We start from the raw sequence: 16,959 nt of genomic DNA on the forward strand, positions 1-16,959 counted from the left end.
GTCTACCCCACACATCCCGTTTCCTGGGTGCGCAAACCACGCACGCCGCGCTTGGGCCGGCGGACCTTGCTGTTCCAACCGCCGCTCCCACAAACATAAAAAGAAATCCGATGCCAGGGGCCTGGCATCGGATTCTGGGTGACTCGATTACTGAAGCAAGCACGCTTACGGCTAGCGCCGTTTATTGGCGGTTTGCCGCCGGCGCCATCGCTGCGGTCTGGGTGACCAGCTGGCCGTCGATCACCGGCAGGCGATCGCTGGCCGGCTTGTCCTGCATGCGCACCGTCTTCTCCGCGCCGTCGTAACGGTAGGTCACGTCGTAACCGATGGTCTGGTTGGCATTGCCCAGCGACACGCGCTCACCCGGACGGCTGTCCATGCGCATCGTGCCGGTGCTGCCATCGGGCTTGCGGTAGCTGACGTTGTAACCGGTGATGCGGCTGGACTCGGCGGTGCGCTGTTCGGTATGGCACTGACGCTCGGTGCGGTTGACGACACGGCCACCAACATGACGCTTGTCGACCTGGTTGCCGATCACGCCACCGGCCACGGCGCCTGCAGCAGTTGCTGCCTTCTTGCCGTTACCGCCACCGATCTGGTTGCCCAGCAGGCCGCCGATGACTGCACCGGCGACGGTGCCGCCGACGTTGCCATCACGCTCGGGCAAGCGCTCCTGCACCACAACGTCCTCGCAGACTTCATGCGGGGTGCTGGTGGTGGAGCTTTCGCGGATCGGGTCGCTGCCGGTGACCGTGCCGTAGATGCGTTCCTTCTGCGTCACCGGGGCAACCTTGAGCACGTCTGCATATTGCAGTTGCGGTTCGGCCGGGGTCTCCACCTTACCGGTAACCGCCGCGTCGTCCACCAGCGGCGTGGTATCCAGCACCGGGCGTGCGCCCTCGACCAGAGGCGCAGTGCTGGCCTTGTCGCGGCCCTGCATGAAGGCGGCGGTGGCGATGCCACCTACCAGCAACGCGCCGGCGGCAACCAAAACGGTCGTGGTTGTGCTCTTCATGATCTGTCTCCGTGCGGCTGGCCGCGTTTGTGTTGGGGGGATTCCAGCATGGATAAGCTGAACAGAGGCTAGTATTTCTGTCAGATCGCTATCGAAATCGTTCTAGTCGTCGCAATATTCAGCCTGCTGGCCCTGATCTCACAGGCCAGTCTGAACCCTTCTCATCTGGATACGCCATGTCGAGCATGATGTTGTCGCCGTTTCTGGAATGGGCACGCAAGCTGCGTTACCCCACCCTGTTCAAGCTGACCGGTGCGCTGTTCGTCATCAGCATGCTGCTGCCCGACCCGATCCCGTTTGTCGATGAAATTCTGTTTGGCCTGAGCACCTTGCTGCTCGCCAACTGGAAGCGACGCAAGGACCCGGCCGAGCCACCGATACTGCCGGGCAAGCGCTGAGCCGTGCTGCTGGTAGACAGCCACTGCCATCTGGATGCAGCTGAATTCGACATCGACCGCGAGGCGGTGATTGCCCGCGCCGGTGCTGCCGGCGTGGGCATGCAGATCGTGCCGGCGGTGACTGCGGCCAGCTGGCCCAAACTGCGCGAGGTCTGCGCAGCCGATGCTGGGCTGCATCCGGCTTACGGCCTGCACCCGATGTTCCTGCCCGAGCACCGTCCGGAGCATCTGCAGCAGCTGCGGGACTGGGTGGAGCGCGAGAAACCCTGCGCCATCGGCGAATGCGGGCTGGATTTTTTCGTCGACGATCTGGACCCGGACGTACAGCGTCTGTATTTCCAGGGTCAGCTGGAACTGGCGCGGGATTTTCAACTGCCGCTGATCGTGCATGCGCGCCGGGCCCTGGATGAAGTGGTCCAGCGCATCCGCCGTGTCGGCAAACTCAGCGGCGTGGTGCATAGCTTTTCCGGCAGTCCAGAGCAGGCCAGACAACTATGGGACCTGGGCTTCATGATCGGCCTGGGCGGCCCGATTACCTACCCGCGCGCCAACCGTTTGCGTGGCCTGGTGACACAGATGCCGCTGGAGTTTCTGCTGCTGGAAACCGATGCTCCGGATCAGCCGGATGCGGGCATCCGCGGCCAGCGCAATGAGCCGGCGCGGCTGCGGCAGATTCTCGATACCGTCGCTGATCTGCGCCAGCAACCGGCCAACGATATTGCTGCGCAGACCACTGCCAATGCAAAGCGGCTTTTCGGGTTCTAGGTCTGATTGTGGAAGCGGCGTAAGCCGCGAAGCCACTGCTCAATCAGATCGCAAACAAGCTGGCGATTTCAACAATGCCAGCTTCGCGGCTTACACCGCTCCCACAAGCCCCACAAGTCCGCCTGCTTTTATGCGCGGCTCTTCAACAGCATCTCCAGCGCCTTGCCTACCGCCACGAACGCAAACGCACCAGTGATATGCGTCGCCGCGCCCAGGCCGCCGCCGCAATCCAGCTTCAGTGCCTCATCCGGGCCCAGGTTCGGGCGGATGCCACAGACGCTGCCATCGGCCTGCGGGTACTTCACGTTCTCCAGCGAATACACCGCCGGCACGCCGAAGTAGCGCTTTGCGCTCTTTGGGAAGTTGAACTCGCTGCGCAGCTTCTTGCGGATCAGTGCCATCATCGCGTCATGCTCGGTCCGCGACACATCGCGCACCCGCACCAGGGTCGAATCGGTACGGCCACCTGCAGCACCGATGGTGAGCATCGGCAGCTTGCGGCGGCGGCACCAGGCGATGGTTTCCACCTTCACCCGGAAGCTGTCGCAGGCGTCGATCACCAGATCAAAGCCGCGATCCAGCAGCTCGGCCATGTTGGCGGGGGTCAGGAATGACTCCACCGCCTCGACATCGACATCGGGATTGATCGCACGACAACGCTCGGCCATCGCCAGCGCCTTGTTGCGACCGTACTGCCCGGCCATCGCCGGCAGCTGCCGATTGGTGTTGGAGACGCAGATATCATCGGCATCGATCAGGCTCAAATGACCGACCGCCGAGCGCACCAACGCCTCCACGATCCACGAGCCAACCCCGCCCATGCCAACCACCGCGACCTTGCAGCCGCTCAGGTGGGTGATGGTACCGGCCCCGTACAGCCGGTCGATACCGGCAAAGCGCTCACGCAATTCTTCTTTCATGCGCGCATTTTACGGTCTGCCCCGGACCTGCGGCGAGCCGGACGTCGGCACGATGACACGGGCTTCGCTCGCGCCGCTGCATAATGGCCGGCAGTCGAACCCCTTTGCCAATAGCCTGGAGCCAACGCAATGTCCGACCCTGCACCCGCCCGTGCCCCTTCCAAAGCCTCGCGCTACCTGTTCGTCCTGCTCGCCGGCCTGCTGATCGGGGTGATTGCCACCGTGATGGGGATGCGCGCCATCCAGGCCCGCCAGGATCACTTCCCGGACAGTCTGATGACGGTCATGGCCAAACAGGCCCAGCTGCTGAGCGAGAGCCAGAAGCAGAACCGCTGCAGCGTCACCGACAGCACACCGCGCCTGCAAACCCTGCGCGCACTCGCCAATGACCTGGAAACCGCCTTCCCCGGCCTGCGTGATGACGAGCGCTTCCAGCAACACGCCAGCCGCTATCGCGCCACCTTGAACGATGCACTGGCCAAACCACCGTCAGATTGCGCTGCACTGGCTGCTGCAGTGCAAAAAATCGGCAGCGACTGCAAGTCGTGCCACCAGGACTTCAAGTAAGCAAACTGCGTTTTCACCTGTGATTGGCCCTCCATTCACATGCAAAACCGCAGGATCTTCGCCGCGGGTCACTCAGCTGTACCCACTTTCAATCTGGCAAGGAGAAACACCATGAAGATCCAACTGATCGCTGTAGGCGCAATTGCCAGTCTGGCGCTGGCCGGTTGCGCCACCTCCCCCGGTTACGGTGGTGGCTACAACAACGGCGGCTACAACAATGGTGGCAACTACGGCAACAACAACGGCTACAACCAGAACCGTTGCACCGACTGCGGCATCGTCACCCGCATCGATACCGTCGCCTCCGGCCGCACCGCGCCCAGCGCTACCGGCGCCATCCTCGGCGGTATCGTCGGCGCAGTCGCCGGCCACGAGATTTCCGACAAGACCGGTGGCAGCAAGGGCAACCAGAACATCGCCGCCGTCGCTGGCGCCGTTGGTGGTGCCATGGCCGGCAACAAGATCCAGCAGAACGTCACCGGCAATTCGTATGACATCCAGGTCCGCATGGACGATGGCCGCGTGATCGTGGTCAACCAGAAGGACCTGGGCGGGATCCGCGAGAACACCTATGTGCGCGTGGTCAACGGCCGCGTGGTGATCCGCTGAGCCGCTGCCGTTAGCGCTGACGAAGAAAGGCCCGCTTGCGCGGGCCTTTCTTTTGGCTGCACTGCCGCCGGATCAGGCCGGCTGTACGGCGTCAGCCTGCAGGCCCTTCTGGCCCTGCACAACGGTGAAGGTGACCTTCTGGCCTTCCTTCAGGCTTTTGAAGCCATCGGTCTGGATGGCGCGGAAGTGCACGAACACGTCCTCACCATTTTCGCGGCTGATGAAGCCGAAGCCCTTGGCGTCGTTGAACCACTTGACGGTACCGGTTTCGCGATCAGACATCTCGACTAACTCCCTGTAGCTCTTTCGTTTGATGGTTACGCCCGGTGAGGCGGCTGGTTGCAAGGAGGAAGCGAGGTGCAACGATGCAGCAAATCCTTCGATCTACCCATCAGGCCACGATTCACGGTGACCTTGCCAAGCTCAGCGGCTGCAACTTAACTCGGGGCAACCGAAATTGCAACACTGGCACATGCATTAAAGTCAACCCCTATCCGACCCCCCTCAGAGTACACATGGACTATTCATTCATCTTCTATCTGGTCGGCGCCCTGCTGGTTCTGGTCGGTATCGCCGGCATCATCCTGCCGGCACTGCCCGGGGTGCCACTGGTATTTGTCGGCCTGCTGCTGGCGGCCTGGGGCGATGGATTCGACCGGGTGGGCTGGCTGCCACTGGTGGTATTGGGCGTACTGACCGTCATCTCGATCATCGTGGATGTGCTCTGCACCATCGCCGGTGCCAAGAAGGTGGGCGCCAGCAGACTGGCCCTGATCGGCTCAGCGATTGGCACGGTGGTCGGCCTGTTCTTCATGCCTATCGGCCTGTTTGTTGGCCCCTTCCTGGGCGCGCTTGGCGGCGAATACCTGCATGGCCGCCAGCTCGGCCAGGCCACCAAGGTCGGCCTCGGCACCTGGCTGGGCATCGTCCTCGGGGTCGCACTCAAGCTGGGCCTGGCAGTCGCAATGGTCGGTGTGTTCGCCATTGCCTGGTTCTTCTGAGGCCCGTCGTAACGCCACCTCGACCCGGGAATCACCGACAATCCCCAACTTACCAATGCTGCCGGCGTGCAATTCCCCGATTGCCCCGGCCCGGCCACCCCACCGCGACCGGATGGAACCCATGCGACAACAAGCCCTTCCCCATGCCCTGCTGCTCATCCTGAGCGGCGCCAGCGCTTCGGCTCTTGCACAGGAATCGATGCCGACGCCGGCTTCACCGCAGGCCTGCTTCGCGCTTGAGACCGATGCCACCCGCTTGGCCTGCTACGACAGCGCACTAGGCCGCACCGCCACCGATACCCGTGCCGCCGATGCCGCGGCAGCCGCCGCTCTGCAGGCGCGCAAGGAGGCCAAGGCCACCGCCAAGGAGCTGGACGAGCCGCTGCCGCGCCGCAATGAGCTGTTCGCGCATGACGATCTGGATTCGGCAGCCGCCAATGCCGGCCGCGGCTCCTTGCTGGACAGCCGTTGGGAGCTGGCCAAGGACTCCAAGCTGGGCCTGTTCCAGCTGCGCGCCTACAAACCGGTGTATCTGCTGCCCGCCTTCTGGAGCAGCAAGCCAAACGAAATGCCGCATTCGCCCAACCCAAACAACACCGTCACCCAGGCCGAGGAACTGGAAAGCACCGAGCTGAAGTTCCAGCTCAGCTTCAAGACCAAGGTCACCGAGAACCTGTTTGGCGACAACGGTGACATCTGGGTCGGTTATACCCAGAGCTCGCGCTGGCAGGCCTATAACAGTGAGCTGTCGCGCCCGTTCCGCGAGACCAACTACGAACCGGAAGTGATGCTGACCTTCCGCAACGGCTACTCGCTGTTCGGCTGGAACGGGCGCATGACCGGCATCAGCCTCAATCACCAATCCAATGGCCGCAGCGACCCACTTTCACGCAGCTGGAACCGGGTGGTGATGAACGTCGGCCTGGACCGTGAGAACTGGGCCATCATGCTGCGCCCCTGGTACCGCATTCCGGAAGGTCGCCGCGACGACAACAACCCGGACATCGAGGACTACATGGGCCGTGGCGACGCCACCCTGGTCTACAACCGCAACGGGCACGAGCTGGCCATCACCGGCCGCCACTCACTGCGCAGCGGCGACCGTGCGCATGGTTCGTTGCAGGTGGATTACGGCTTCCCGATCAACAAGCTGCTGCGTGGCCATGTGCAGGTGTTTGATGGCTACGGCGAGAGCATGATCGACTACAACCACCGGGCGACCTACATCGGCCTGGGCGTGTCGCTGCTGGAGTGGTTCTAAGCAATGAAAGCGACCATCTGGCACAACAGCCGCTGTTCCAACTCACGCGGCGCACTGGCGCTGTTGCAGGAGGCCGGTGTCGACGTCGAGGTAATCAACTACCTCGACCACCCACCTTCGCCCGCACAGCTGCGCACGCTGCTGGACGCCATGGGCATACCGGCCCGCGACCTGCTGCGCAGCAAGGAAGCGGCCTACGCCGAGCTGGGATTGGCCGCCAAACTCGATGACCAGGCCGCACTGATCGAGGCCATGAGCCAGCACCCGACCCTGATCAACCGCCCCATCGTGCGTACTGCCAAGGGCACCGCCTTGTGCCGCCCGCCGGAGACCGTGCTCAGCCTGATCGGCTGAGCCACGCTATCTGCAGCGCCAGCTCTGGCGCCGCAGTGGCGTGCGCCAGTCAGGCTCAGTTGTGCTTGGCGCTGGCCTGGACGATGGCGTCGTAGAGCTCTTCGAAGCTTTGCCTGGGCTGGAACAATTCGCCATTGATGAAAAAAGCCGGCGTGCCGGTGACGCCGCTGCGCATGCCACTTTCGATATCACGCTGGATGCGCAGCAGATTGTTGTTGTCATCCATTGCTGCGGCCAAGCCTTCTTCGGGCAAGCCCAACTCACGCATCAACTCGCGGTAGACCACCTCGCCCAGCTGCTGCTGGCTGCGGAACAAGGCGTCATGCGCCTCCCAGAATTTACCGTGAGCGGCGGCGTACTCGGCGGTGATAGCCGCAGGCAACGCCTGTGGGTGCGCCTGCACCAGCGGGAAGTTACGGAACACCAAGCACAGCCCACCGCCAAAGCGCTGCTGCAGGCGCTTGACCAAAGAGAACGCCTCGCCGCAATACGGGCACTGGTAGTCCGCGTATTCAACCAATACGACTGCAGCATCCAGATTGCCCTGGATGTGATCAGCTGCGCTCACCGGAACCGTCAATCCACTCATCCATCCACCCCAGATCATTCCCGGAAAGGCCACGTTACAAGCACATGGCGCGCCCGTGCCTGATGCAGATCAAGCTACCGGCATACGTGCACAGCCAGCGTGAAGCAGGCCGCCCCAGGCTCCCTTACCACTTCCCCCGTTCAGCAGACACGGGCAGAATCGTCCGATCAAAGACAGGAAGTCCGCAATGACCCGTACCCGCCGCTCATTCTTTGCCTACGGCTCCGCGTTACTCGGCGTATTGAGCCTGCTGGCGGTAGCCTGCTTCCATTTCCCCGAACTGCTGACCAGCCGCGAGTTCCGAGCGGTCTACAACGAGCAGTTTGCCCGCCATCTACTGCTGGTTGGCTTGGCTGCGGCTTTCATCATGGGCACGGTTGCGATCTTGCGCGATCGCAACAAGCGTATCGCCACCCTGGGCGTGGGCACGGCAACCGTGGCGGTACTGCTGGGCGGCACCAACGTGCAGTTCGATGCCATCGGCAAGACCCCTTACTCGCTGGGCCTGGATTGGTTCGTGCTGTCGCTGTTTTTCTCGGCACTGGTGTTCGTGCCGCTGGAGCGCTATCTCGGCAAACGCGAGCTGTCGCCGTTACGTCCCGGCTGGCGCACTGATGTGGCGTATTTCTTCATGAGCCATGTGCTTGTGCAGTTCATCCTCATTCTGGTCACCGCCTCCACTTCGACCATCGCCGGGCTGGCAGCTTTCCCCTCCTTGAAGGCGGCGATCCAGTCATTACCGGTGTGGGCACAGTTCCTGATCGCGGTCTTTGTCGCCGACATGGCCCAGGCCCTGCTGCACCGCGCCTATCACAACATTCCCTGGCTCTGGCGCTTCCACGCCGTGCACCACTCCAGCCGGCACATGGACTGGCTGGCCGGCTCGCGGGTGCATTTTGTCGAGATCGTACTGACCCGCAGTGCAGTACTTCTGCCGCTGCTGATCCTCGGCTTCTCGACTTCGGCGGTGAATGCCTACGTGATCCTGGTCGGCCTGCAGGCGGTGCTGGCACATGCCAATCTCGGCATCCGCTTCGGTTGGCTGGAATACCTGCTGGTACTGCCGCGCTACCACCACTGGCACCACGCCCGGCAGCAGGAGTATGTGGACGTCAATTACGCCATCCATCTGCCGCTGGTAGACATGTTGATGGGCACCTTCAAGCTACCGCGCGATCAAGCCCAATGGCCGCAGGAATATGGCGTCATGAAGCTGGAGACTGTTCCGAACGGCATCATCAAGCAACACCTGATGCCGTTCCAAGGCGGTCGCAAGTTCGACGATCATGTGGATTGAGCGATCCGAGCTTTTGCTCCTGTGGGAGCGGCGTCAGCCGCGAAGCCACAAATGTCTACGCTTCATCCTGCATACCACCGCCCACTCACCACCAATCATCAATCCCCTCGCGCCGATAAACCTCTGCAAACGCCGGCCGCGCCTTCATCCGCGCCGCATGCGCAGCAAGCACCGGCCAGCTGTCTGTAGGACGCGGCATGTTGCGGCTCCAGCGCATCAACATCGTCAACACGAAATCGACGACGCTAAGCTGGTCGCCCAGAACGTAAGGGCCCTGCGCAGCCAAGTGATCAGCCATCTGCTGCCAGGCTGCCTCCAACTGCACTCTGGCACGCACTTTCACCTCCTCCGCATTCGATTCTCCCGCCGGCTCCTGCGGATAGAACCAGGCGCGGTAGGCCGGCATCAAGGTGTAGACGCAGAAGCACATCCAACGGTAGTAGTCGCCGCGCGCCGCCGTACCAGGCGCAGGTGCCAAGCCTTCCTGCGGATGCAGATCGGCCAGCTGCATGGCAATGGCGGCGGACTCGGTCAGCACCTGTCCATCGATGATCAGCGCGGGCACACGACCGGCGGGATTGATCGCCAGGAACTCCGCTGACTTCTGCTCGCCGCGTTCAAAGCCCAGCTGGCGCAGTTCGTGCTCGATACCGAGCTCTAGCAAGAGCCAATGCACCACCAACGAAGCAGTACTTTGCGATCCGTACAGAACGACTGACATGCGCTGAATTCCCAGCAGGAGGAAGCGCATTCTAACCGCGTACAGATGCAGCATTTGTAGGAGCGGCGTAAGCCGCGAAGCTGGTGAAGCTACCGTCGCGGCAGAAACCATGGCCCATAGCAGCGCCCCCAATCCAGCCCTTGCCTACGGCAAAGGCCAGCACCAGAGTGGGAGCTAAGAGCGGTTTGATAGGTCACCGGGAATTCCCTCTGCCGAGCATGGCTCGGTACTACCGATTGATGACTCATCGGGAAAGCCTCTGCCGAGCATGGCTCGGCACTACCGATTGGTGACTCATCGGGAAAGCCTCTGCCGAGCATGGCTCGGCACTACCGATTGATGACTCACCGGGAAAGCCTCTGCCGAGCATGGCTCGGCACTACCGATTGATGACTCACCGGGAAAGCCTCTGCCGAGCATGGCTCGACACTACAGGTTCGGTCAGTTGCAGCTGTTCATGCAGCTGTTCAATCGTTCGCCGCACACCGCGGCGACTGACCGGTTCTGGCAGAACGCCTGTGAGGTCTGGCAGGAACCGCGCAGTTCCGGGTTGGTGATCTTGTCGCATTGGTTGCTGCGGTTCGCTTCACCGCAGTCGCCGTAGCTGCTCGGGGTGGCGTTGCAGCGCTGATAGCTATTCTGGCAATAGTTCACGCACGCTGCTGGGTCATTGCGTGGTGCGTTACCCCAACCTCCGCCATCGCTCGCGCAAGCTGCAAGCAACGACAACATCACTGATACAACCATCCATTGGAACCTGCGCATCGAACAATCCCTGAAAACGACGACGGCCCGAGCATAGCCCGAGCCGTCGTGGCAGTACCAATAACTACAGTGAATTACTCGACCACTACCGGAATCTTGCCGATGCGTGCCTGCCATTCGCGCGGACCAGTCTTGTGCACCGACTCGCCGGTGGAATCCACCGCCACGGTCACCGGCATATCCTGCACGGTGAACTCGTAGATGGCTTCCATACCCAGGTCAGCGAAGCCAACCACCTTGGAAGCCTTGATCGCCTTGGAAACCAGGTAGGCCGAGCCACCAACGGCCATCAGGTAGGCCGACTTGTTGTCACGGATCGCCTCGATCGCAGCCGGGCCGCGCTCGGCCTTGCCGACCATGCCCAGCAGGCCGGTCTTCTCCAGGATCTGGCGAGTGAACTTGTCCATGCGGGTTGCGGTGGTCGGGCCAGCCGGGCCCACCACTTCGTCACGCACCGGATCAACCGGGCCGACGTAATAGATGAAGCGACCCTTCAGGTCCACCGGCAGCTGCTCACCCTTGTTGAGCATCTCGACCATGCGCTTGTGCGCGGCGTCGCGGCCGGTCAGCAGCTTGCCATTGAGCAGCAGGGTCTGGCCCGGCTTCCATGCAGCCACTTCTTCCGGGGTGATGTTGTCCAGGTCGACGCGGGTGCCCTTGGAGGAGTCGTAGGTCAGCTTCGGCCAGTCTTCCAGCGACGGCGGGTCCAGCATCACCGGGCCACTGCCGTCCAGGGTGAAGTGCGCGTGGCGGGTAGCGGCGCAGTTCGGGATCATCGCGATGGGCAGGTTGGCGGCATGGGTCGGGAAATCCTTGACCTTGATGTCGAGCACCGTGGTCAGGCCGCCCAGGCCCTGTGCGCCGATACCCAGCGCATTGACCTTCTCGTACAACTCCAGGCGCAGCTCTTCGGCACGGTTGGAGGCGCCACGGGCCTGCAGATCGGTGATGTCGATCGGCTCCATCAGCGACTCCTTGGCCAGCAGCATCGCCTTCTCGGCGGTGCCGCCAATGCCGATGCCAAGCATGCCCGGCGGGCACCAGCCAGCGCCCATGGTCGGCACAGTCTTGAGCACCCAATCGACGATCGAATCGGACGGATTGAGCATGGCGAACTTGCTCTTGGCCTCCGAACCACCACCCTTGGCTGCGACGATCACGTCGACCGTATTGCCCGGCACGACCTTTACGTTGACTACACCCGGGGTGTTGTCCTTGGTATTGGTGCGCTTGCCGGCCGGATCAGCCAGCACCGAAGCGCGCAGCTTGTTGTCCGGATAGGCGTAGGCGCGACGGATGCCCTCATTGGCCATGTCTTCGACGCCCATGGTGGCGTCGTCCCAGCGCACGTTCATGCCGATTTCCAGGAACACGGTGACGATGCCGGTGTCCTGGCAGATCGGGCGGTGGCCTTCGGCGCACATGCGCGAGTTGATCAGGATCTGCGCAATGGCCTCTTTGGCCGCCGGCGACTCTTCGCGCTCATAGGCGGCGGAGAGGTTCTTGATGTAGTCGACCGGGTGGTAGTACGAGATGTACTGCAGTGCGTCGGCGACGGACTGGATGAGGTCTTCCTGCTTGATCGATGTCACGGGCTTGCTCGCTTGCTGAAGGCTGGCGGGGGTTCAGCCCACCATTTTACGCCTTGGCGCGGCGTAGTGCTGCCCGTGGCTGTTTGTAGGAGCGGCGTGAGCCGCGAAGCCGGGGAACGGACAGATCTTCAGCTTCGCGGCTGACGCCGCTCCCACAACCGCAACCACGCCCTGCCTTGTTCAGGCAAAGTGGCGCTGTCACGCCAGCCCGCCCTGCGTCGTCCTGCCCGTATGAACCCCGAATCCATCTTCCAGAACCACCGCCCGCGCCTGCTGGCCTTGGCCTATCGCATGCTCGGCAGTCGTGCGGACGCCGAGGACGTGCTGCAGGACGCCTGGCTGCGCTGGGCTAGCGCCGACACCACAGACATCCGCGACGCTGAAGCCTGGCTGGTCACCGCCACCACCCGACTCAGCCTTGACCGCCTGCGCGCAGCCAAGCGCGAGCGCCAGCGCTACGTGGGCCCATGGCTGCCGGAACCTTTGCAGGTCGAACTGGCAGCGGACACCGAAGCGGACCCGGCGCAGATCCACGCCGTCGCCAATGAGGTCTCCTTCGCCTTCCTGACTTTGCTGGAGCAGCTGAGCCCGGACGAACGCGCGGCCTTCCTGCTGAAGGAGGCTTTCGACCACGACTACCGCCAGATCGGCAGCCTGCTCGGCCACAGCGAAGCCAACTGCCGGCAGCTGGTGCGCCGCGCCAAACAGCGGCTACAGGCGGGTGCACCACGCTTCCAGCCAGCCCCGGCACAGCATCGGCAGCTGCTGCAGCGCTTCATGGAAGCAGCGCAACGCGGCGACAGCCCGGCCATCCAGGCACTGCTGCATGCCAATGCAACGCAACTCTCCGATGGCGGCGGCATCGTCACCGCGGCTATCCGTCCGCTGCTGGGCGCCGAGCGCATCGGTCGCCTGTACTGGGCGATTGCCCGCCGCGGCGCCGCCCTGCCCGCGCAGCTTGGCTACGTCAACGGCGAGCCGGCGATCCTGCGCTTTGCCGACGGTAAGCTGGCTTCCTTCACCACCATCGAAGTGGTGGATGGGCGCATCTCCGCCCTGTACAGCATGCTCAATCCGGAAAAGTTGCCGCTGCTTGTCACGACCGACAGCGCTGGCTCGTCCTTGTAACGAAAGACGGCCGTGGTGGCCGCCTGGAGAAACCTGATGTCCGCAACTACCTTCCCCCGCGTGCCCTATGCCCGCCTGGCCGCCGACGCCTTCAAGGGCCTGCTGGCCACCAGCAAGGCCGTCCATGACAGCTCGATCGAACAGGAACTGCAGGAGCTGGTGTTCCTGCGCGTATCGCAGATCAACGGCTGCGGCTATTGCATGGACATGCACGCCACCGCCCTGCGCAAGGCAGGCATCGAGCCACGCAAGCTCGACACCCTGCCAGCGTGGCACGAGAGCCGCTTCTTCGATGAGCGCGAGCGCGCTGCCTTGGGCTGGGCCGAGGCCATGACCCGGCTGCCGGACGGCGCGCCCTCCCAGGCTGCTTTCGACGCATTGAGGCCGCATTTCGATGACAAGGGCATCAGCGATCTCAGCATGGCGGTGGCGGTGATCAACGCCTGGAACCGCCTGGGCGCGAGCCTGCTGCCGCCGCTGCCCTGAGCAACCCAGCAGTTGAAGGCCAGCACTCCCAGACCGGACTGATGGCCGCAGCCCGCGCCACACCGCACAATACGGCGCATGGGAACTCTCGTACTGATCCTCGACCTTATTGGCACCTTCGTCTTCGCCCTGTCCGGGGCGACGATGGGGGTGCGTCGGCGGCTGGATATTTTCGGCGTACTGGTGCTGTCGTTCGCGGCGGCACTGGCCGGCGGCATCACCCGCGACCTGCTGATCGGCGCCACTCCGGTGGCAGCTATCAGCGACTGGCGTTATCCGGCCATCACCCTGGCCGCTGGCATCGTTACCTTCTTCTGGGCACCGCTGATCGAGCGCATGCAGTATCCGGTGCGCATGTTCGATGCGATGGGGCTGGCCTTGTTTGCCGTGGCCGGTACGCAGAAGGCATTGGCCTATGGGATTGATCCGCCGATGGCGGCTGCGCTGGGCATGTTGACCGGCATTGGCGGCGGCATTGCCCGTGATGTGTTGTTGGCGCAAGTACCGCTGGTGCTGCAGGCCGAGTTGTATGCGGTTGCTGCGTTGGCTGGTGCTGCGGTGGTTGCTGTGGGCTACTGGCTGGGTTTGCCGCCATTGCCTTGTGCATTGGTTGGCGCCGGGCTGTGCTTTGGTTTGCGGATGATGGCAATGCATTTTGGTTGGCATCTGCCAGTGGCGTTGCAGTCGTCTGAACCGCCGCCACCGGAAGGGCCGCGTAGTTGAGGTAGAGGATTGGCTGTTGGCGCCTGCCTTTTGCCTTTTGCCTCCCGCTCTTTTGCCGTCATTTCCGCGAAGGCGGGAATCGCTCCTGCATTTGAATTTGCCGTTGCCGTTGCACTTTCCTACCGGTCCCCGCCCATTGCCGGGATAAAAGCAGAGCAAGAGCGATTCCCGCCTTCGCGGGAATGACGGCACAAGCAGGAGCACGAGCCAAAGCCAAAGCCGAAGCCAAAACCAAAACCAAAACACCCCTCCCCGGCCCTCCCCTTGCCTTCGGCAAAGGGAGGGAGAGAAGCCAAGCCCCCCGGTAACGCCAAACTCACACTGCATCGGCGATCTTGGGAGTCCCGCTTCAACAGGACCCAACCATGTCCGCAGAACGCTCCGACACCCTGATCGGCGATGACGTCGTCCGTACCCTCGGCCAGCAAGCCCAGACGTCGCAGGTACTGGCCCAGGTAAAGGACGGTCAGGTGACCCTCTCCGGCGATGTTCCCAGCGCCGAGGTCAAGCACAAGGTCGAGGCCGTTGTCGCTGCCATTGAAGGCGTGCGCAAGGTAACCAACCACCTCCATGTCGACAGCGGCAAGCGTTCCTTCGGTGTACCCGGCGAAGCCGTGCGCGACAACCCCGACGGCCGCGATGATGCGCAGATGGGCGATATCGATCTGGGCAAGGACGGTTGAATACGCCAATACACCGGGGCCAACGCATTTGCGGGTAACCTGAACCCGCATTTCGCCGCTTGAGTCACCCATGCCCCACCCCGAGCCCGCTCCCGCCAAGAAACCCAGCTTCCGCGAGCGCGTGGACGCCATGCGCAACCTGCCGCCGTTCCTGCGGCAGGTGTGGCAGACCAGCCGCTGGCTGACCATTACCAGCCTCGGCCTGCGCCTGATCCGCGCACTGATGCCAGTGGCGATGCTGTACGTGGGCAAGCTGATCATCGATGAAGCGGTACGCCTTGCTGGCGCCGGTCCGATGCCGCCGCTGGGCGAAGCGTTCTCCAGCGGTCACCTCAATACTTTGCTTGAACTGCTGTTGCTGGAACTGGCCATCGCCATTGGCTCGGATCTGCTCGGCCGGCTTATCAACTACGCCGATTCGCTGCTCTCCGAGCTGTTCACCAACGCCACCAGCGTGCGCCTGATGGAACACGCGGCCGAGCTCGACCTGGAAGACTTCGAAGACCCCGACCTGCAGGACAAACTGGACCGCGCCCGTCGCCAGACCATGGGCCGCATGAGCCTGATGAGTCAGCTGTTCGGCCAGGTGCAGGACACCATCACCGTCATCAGTTTCGCCGCAGGCTTGATCGTCTACGCACCGTGGCTGATCGTGCTGCTGGCGATTGCCTTGATCCCGGCCTTCATCGGCGAGTCGCACTTCAATACGCTGGGCTATTCGCTCAACTTCAGCTGGACCCCCGAGCGCCGCCAGCTCGACTACCTGCGCCAGGTCGGCGCCAGCGTGGAAACGGCCAAGGAGGTGAAGATATTCAACCTCAACCGTTTCCTGATCGACCGCTACAAGCTGCTGGCCGAGCGCTTCTACAAGGCCAACCGTGCGCTGGCACGCAAGCGCGCGATCTGGGGCACGCTACTGGCCGCGCTTGGCACGCTGGGCTATTACGCTGCCTATGGCTATATCGCCTGGCGCACCATCCGCGGTGACTTCAGCATCGGCGACCTGACCTTCCTGTCCGGCAGCTTCCTGCGCCTGCGCCAATTGCTGGAGGGCCTGCTTACCGGCTTCTCACAGGTCGCCGGGCAGGCGCTGTACCTGGATGACCTGTTCTCGTTCTATGCCATCGAACCAGAGATCCGTTCGCGCCCGGATGCCATCGCCATACCGCGGCCGATCCGCGAAGGCTTTGTGTTCGACAACGTAGGTTTCCGCTACCCCGATGCTGAGCGCTGGGCCGTTCGCAACCTCAGCTTCCACCTGCAGGCGGGTGAAGTGATTGCCTTGGTTGGCGAGAACGGCGCCGGCAAAACCACCCTGGTCAAGCTGCTGGCACGCCTATACGACCCGGACGAAGGCCGCATCCTGCTCGATGGCCGCGACCTGCGTGATTACGACCTCGACGACCTGCGCGCCAACATGGGCGTGATCTTCCAGGACTTCGTGCGTTATCACCTGTCCGCTGGCGAGAACATCGGGGTAGGCCTGGTCGAGTCGATGTACGACAAGGACCGCATCCAGAATGCAGCACGACGCGCACTGGCCGATGAAGTGATCGACGCCCTGCCTGCTGGCTACGACCAGCTAATCGGCCGCCGCTTCAAGACCGGCGTAGACCTGTCTGGCGGCCAATGGCAGAAGATCGCAATCGCCCGCGCCTATATGCGCGACGCGCAGGTGATGATCCTCGACGAACCGACTGCCGCACTGGACGCGCGTGCCGAGTTCGAGGTGTTCCAGCGCTTCAAGGAGCTCTCGGACAACCGCACAGCCGTGCTGATCTCGCACCGCTTTTCTTCGGTACGCATGGCCGACCGAATCCTGGTGCTGGCCGACGGCCGCATCGAGGCCAGCGGCACCCATGAGGAATTAATGGTTGAAGGTGGCCGCTATGCGGAGCTGTTCGAGCTGCAGGCAGCGGGCTACAGGTGAGCAACTGTAGTGCCGAGCCATGCTCGGCAGAGGCTTTACCGGCAAAGGCCAAAGCTGCCCTCACCCCAACCCCTCTCCCGCAAGCGGGAGAGGGGCTAAAGCGCAGTGCCGAGCCATGCTCGGCAGGGGCTTTACCGGTAGAGCCCCTGCTGAGC

General features: G+C 63.0%; 20 protein-coding genes. 13 read left to right on the forward strand and 7 right to left on the reverse strand.

The genetic code is table 11. The features are described from left to right. Positions 1–181: 181 nt before the first annotated feature. Positions 182–1,015, reverse strand: a complete 834-nt coding sequence (locus ACVOLR_RS18290; protein WP_481537700.1) for a glycine zipper 2TM domain-containing protein — start codon at positions 1,013–1,015, stop codon at positions 182–184. A gap of 176 nt (positions 1,016–1,191) precedes the next feature. On the opposite strand from ACVOLR_RS18290, the gene ACVOLR_RS18295 reads away from it, so the two are divergent. Both ACVOLR_RS18295 and ACVOLR_RS18300 read left to right on the forward strand, forming a co-directional pair. Continuing rightward, positions 1,192–1,413 (forward strand): DUF6116 family protein, encoded by a 222-nt coding sequence (locus ACVOLR_RS18295; RefSeq protein ID WP_062166057.1) that lies wholly within the window; start codon positions 1,192–1,194, stop codon positions 1,411–1,413. Between the two features lie 3 nt (positions 1,414–1,416). Then, the gene (locus tag ACVOLR_RS18300; protein ID WP_481537701.1) at positions 1,417–2,178 is read left to right on the forward strand and encodes a TatD family hydrolase; all 762 of its coding nucleotides are present in this window, start codon (positions 1,417–1,419) and stop codon (positions 2,176–2,178) included. A gap of 128 nt (positions 2,179–2,306) precedes the next feature. On the opposite strand, the gene ACVOLR_RS18305 is transcribed toward ACVOLR_RS18300, so the two are convergent. Then, on the reverse strand, positions 2,307–3,098 hold the full coding sequence (locus tag ACVOLR_RS18305; protein ID WP_481537702.1) for a tRNA threonylcarbamoyladenosine dehydratase: 792 nt from the start codon (positions 3,096–3,098) through the stop codon (positions 2,307–2,309). 129 nt (positions 3,099–3,227) lie between these two features. On the opposite strand from ACVOLR_RS18305, the gene ACVOLR_RS18310 reads away from it, so the two are divergent. Together ACVOLR_RS18310 and ACVOLR_RS18315 are read left to right on the forward strand one after the other, a co-directional pair. Beyond that, positions 3,228–3,665: a cytochrome c gene (locus tag ACVOLR_RS18310; protein ID WP_481537703.1), complete on the forward strand. Its 438-nt coding sequence runs from the start codon at positions 3,228–3,230 to the stop codon at positions 3,663–3,665. A 111-nt stretch (positions 3,666–3,776) separates the two neighbouring features. Beyond that, entirely contained in the window at positions 3,777–4,274 is a 498-nt protein-coding gene (locus tag ACVOLR_RS18315; protein WP_481508457.1) for a glycine zipper 2TM domain-containing protein, read from the forward strand. Positions 4,275–4,346: 72 nt separating this feature from the next. Here ACVOLR_RS18315 and ACVOLR_RS18320 read toward each other — a convergent pair whose 3' ends face one another. Next, complete coding sequence (locus ACVOLR_RS18320; protein ID WP_282271583.1) at positions 4,347–4,556, reverse strand: cold-shock protein; 210 nt, start codon at positions 4,554–4,556, stop codon at positions 4,347–4,349. Between the two features lie 233 nt (positions 4,557–4,789). Between ACVOLR_RS18320 and ACVOLR_RS18325 the strand changes: the two genes are divergently transcribed. The 3 genes from ACVOLR_RS18325 to arsC all read left to right on the forward strand — a co-directional run bounded on the left by ACVOLR_RS18325 (position 4,790) and on the right by arsC (position 6,890). Further along, positions 4,790–5,275, forward strand: a complete 486-nt coding sequence (locus tag ACVOLR_RS18325; protein WP_481537704.1) for a DUF456 domain-containing protein — start codon at positions 4,790–4,792, stop codon at positions 5,273–5,275. Positions 5,276–5,396: 121 nt separating this feature from the next. Further along, the gene (locus tag ACVOLR_RS18330) at positions 5,397–6,536 is read left to right on the forward strand and encodes a phospholipase A (RefSeq protein WP_481537705.1); all 1,140 of its coding nucleotides are present in this window, start codon (positions 5,397–5,399) and stop codon (positions 6,534–6,536) included. A 3-nt stretch (positions 6,537–6,539) separates the two neighbouring features. After that, complete coding sequence (gene arsC, locus ACVOLR_RS18335) at positions 6,540–6,890, forward strand: arsenate reductase (glutaredoxin) (protein ID WP_481537706.1); 351 nt, start codon at positions 6,540–6,542, stop codon at positions 6,888–6,890. A gap of 55 nt (positions 6,891–6,945) precedes the next feature. Here arsC and ACVOLR_RS18340 read toward each other — a convergent pair whose 3' ends face one another. Beyond that, the gene (locus ACVOLR_RS18340; protein WP_481537707.1) at positions 6,946–7,458 is read right to left on the reverse strand and encodes a DsbA family protein; all 513 of its coding nucleotides are present in this window, start codon (positions 7,456–7,458) and stop codon (positions 6,946–6,948) included. Positions 7,459–7,666: 208 nt separating this feature from the next. Between ACVOLR_RS18340 and ACVOLR_RS18345 the strand changes: the two genes are divergently transcribed. Beyond that, positions 7,667–8,776, forward strand: coding sequence for a sterol desaturase family protein (locus ACVOLR_RS18345; RefSeq protein ID WP_481537708.1), 1,110 nt, complete (start codon positions 7,667–7,669; stop codon positions 8,774–8,776). Between the two features lie 85 nt (positions 8,777–8,861). On the opposite strand, the gene ACVOLR_RS18350 is transcribed toward ACVOLR_RS18345, so the two are convergent. The 3 genes from ACVOLR_RS18350 to ACVOLR_RS18360 form a co-directional block, all read right to left on the reverse strand. Continuing rightward, positions 8,862–9,497, reverse strand: coding sequence for a glutathione S-transferase family protein (locus tag ACVOLR_RS18350; RefSeq protein WP_481537709.1), 636 nt, complete (start codon positions 9,495–9,497; stop codon positions 8,862–8,864). 441 nt (positions 9,498–9,938) lie between these two features. After that, positions 9,939–10,151 (reverse strand): hypothetical protein, encoded by a 213-nt coding sequence (locus tag ACVOLR_RS18355; RefSeq protein ID WP_481537710.1) that lies wholly within the window; start codon positions 10,149–10,151, stop codon positions 9,939–9,941. 185 nt (positions 10,152–10,336) lie between these two features. After that, a complete protein-coding gene (locus tag ACVOLR_RS18360; protein ID WP_481537711.1) occupies positions 10,337–11,854 on the reverse strand; it encodes a fumarate hydratase in 1,518 nt (505 codons plus the stop codon). Between the two features lie 231 nt (positions 11,855–12,085). Here ACVOLR_RS18360 and ACVOLR_RS18365 point away from each other — a divergent pair, with 231 nt between their 5' ends. The 5 genes from ACVOLR_RS18365 (at position 12,086) to ACVOLR_RS18385 (ending at position 16,804) form a co-directional block, all read left to right on the forward strand. Next, a complete protein-coding gene (locus tag ACVOLR_RS18365; protein ID WP_481537712.1) occupies positions 12,086–12,982 on the forward strand; it encodes an RNA polymerase sigma-70 factor in 897 nt (298 codons plus the stop codon). Positions 12,983–13,018: 36 nt separating this feature from the next. Then, a complete protein-coding gene (locus ACVOLR_RS18370; protein ID WP_481537713.1) occupies positions 13,019–13,468 on the forward strand; it encodes a carboxymuconolactone decarboxylase family protein in 450 nt (149 codons plus the stop codon). Between the two features lie 78 nt (positions 13,469–13,546). Then, positions 13,547–14,191, forward strand: coding sequence for a trimeric intracellular cation channel family protein (locus tag ACVOLR_RS18375; protein ID WP_062166083.1), 645 nt, complete (start codon positions 13,547–13,549; stop codon positions 14,189–14,191). Positions 14,192–14,556: 365 nt separating this feature from the next. Next, positions 14,557–14,874 (forward strand): BON domain-containing protein, encoded by a 318-nt coding sequence (locus ACVOLR_RS18380; protein WP_481537714.1) that lies wholly within the window; start codon positions 14,557–14,559, stop codon positions 14,872–14,874. Between the two features lie 70 nt (positions 14,875–14,944). After that, positions 14,945–16,804 carry an ABC transporter ATP-binding protein gene (locus ACVOLR_RS18385; RefSeq protein WP_481537715.1) on the forward strand — a complete coding sequence of 620 codons (1,860 nt, stop codon included), beginning with the start codon at positions 14,945–14,947 and terminating at the stop codon, positions 16,802–16,804. Positions 16,805–16,959: the final 155 nt, after the last annotated feature.

The sequence above is a fragment of the Stenotrophomonas sp. STEN030 genome (genome assembly GCF_056759995.1).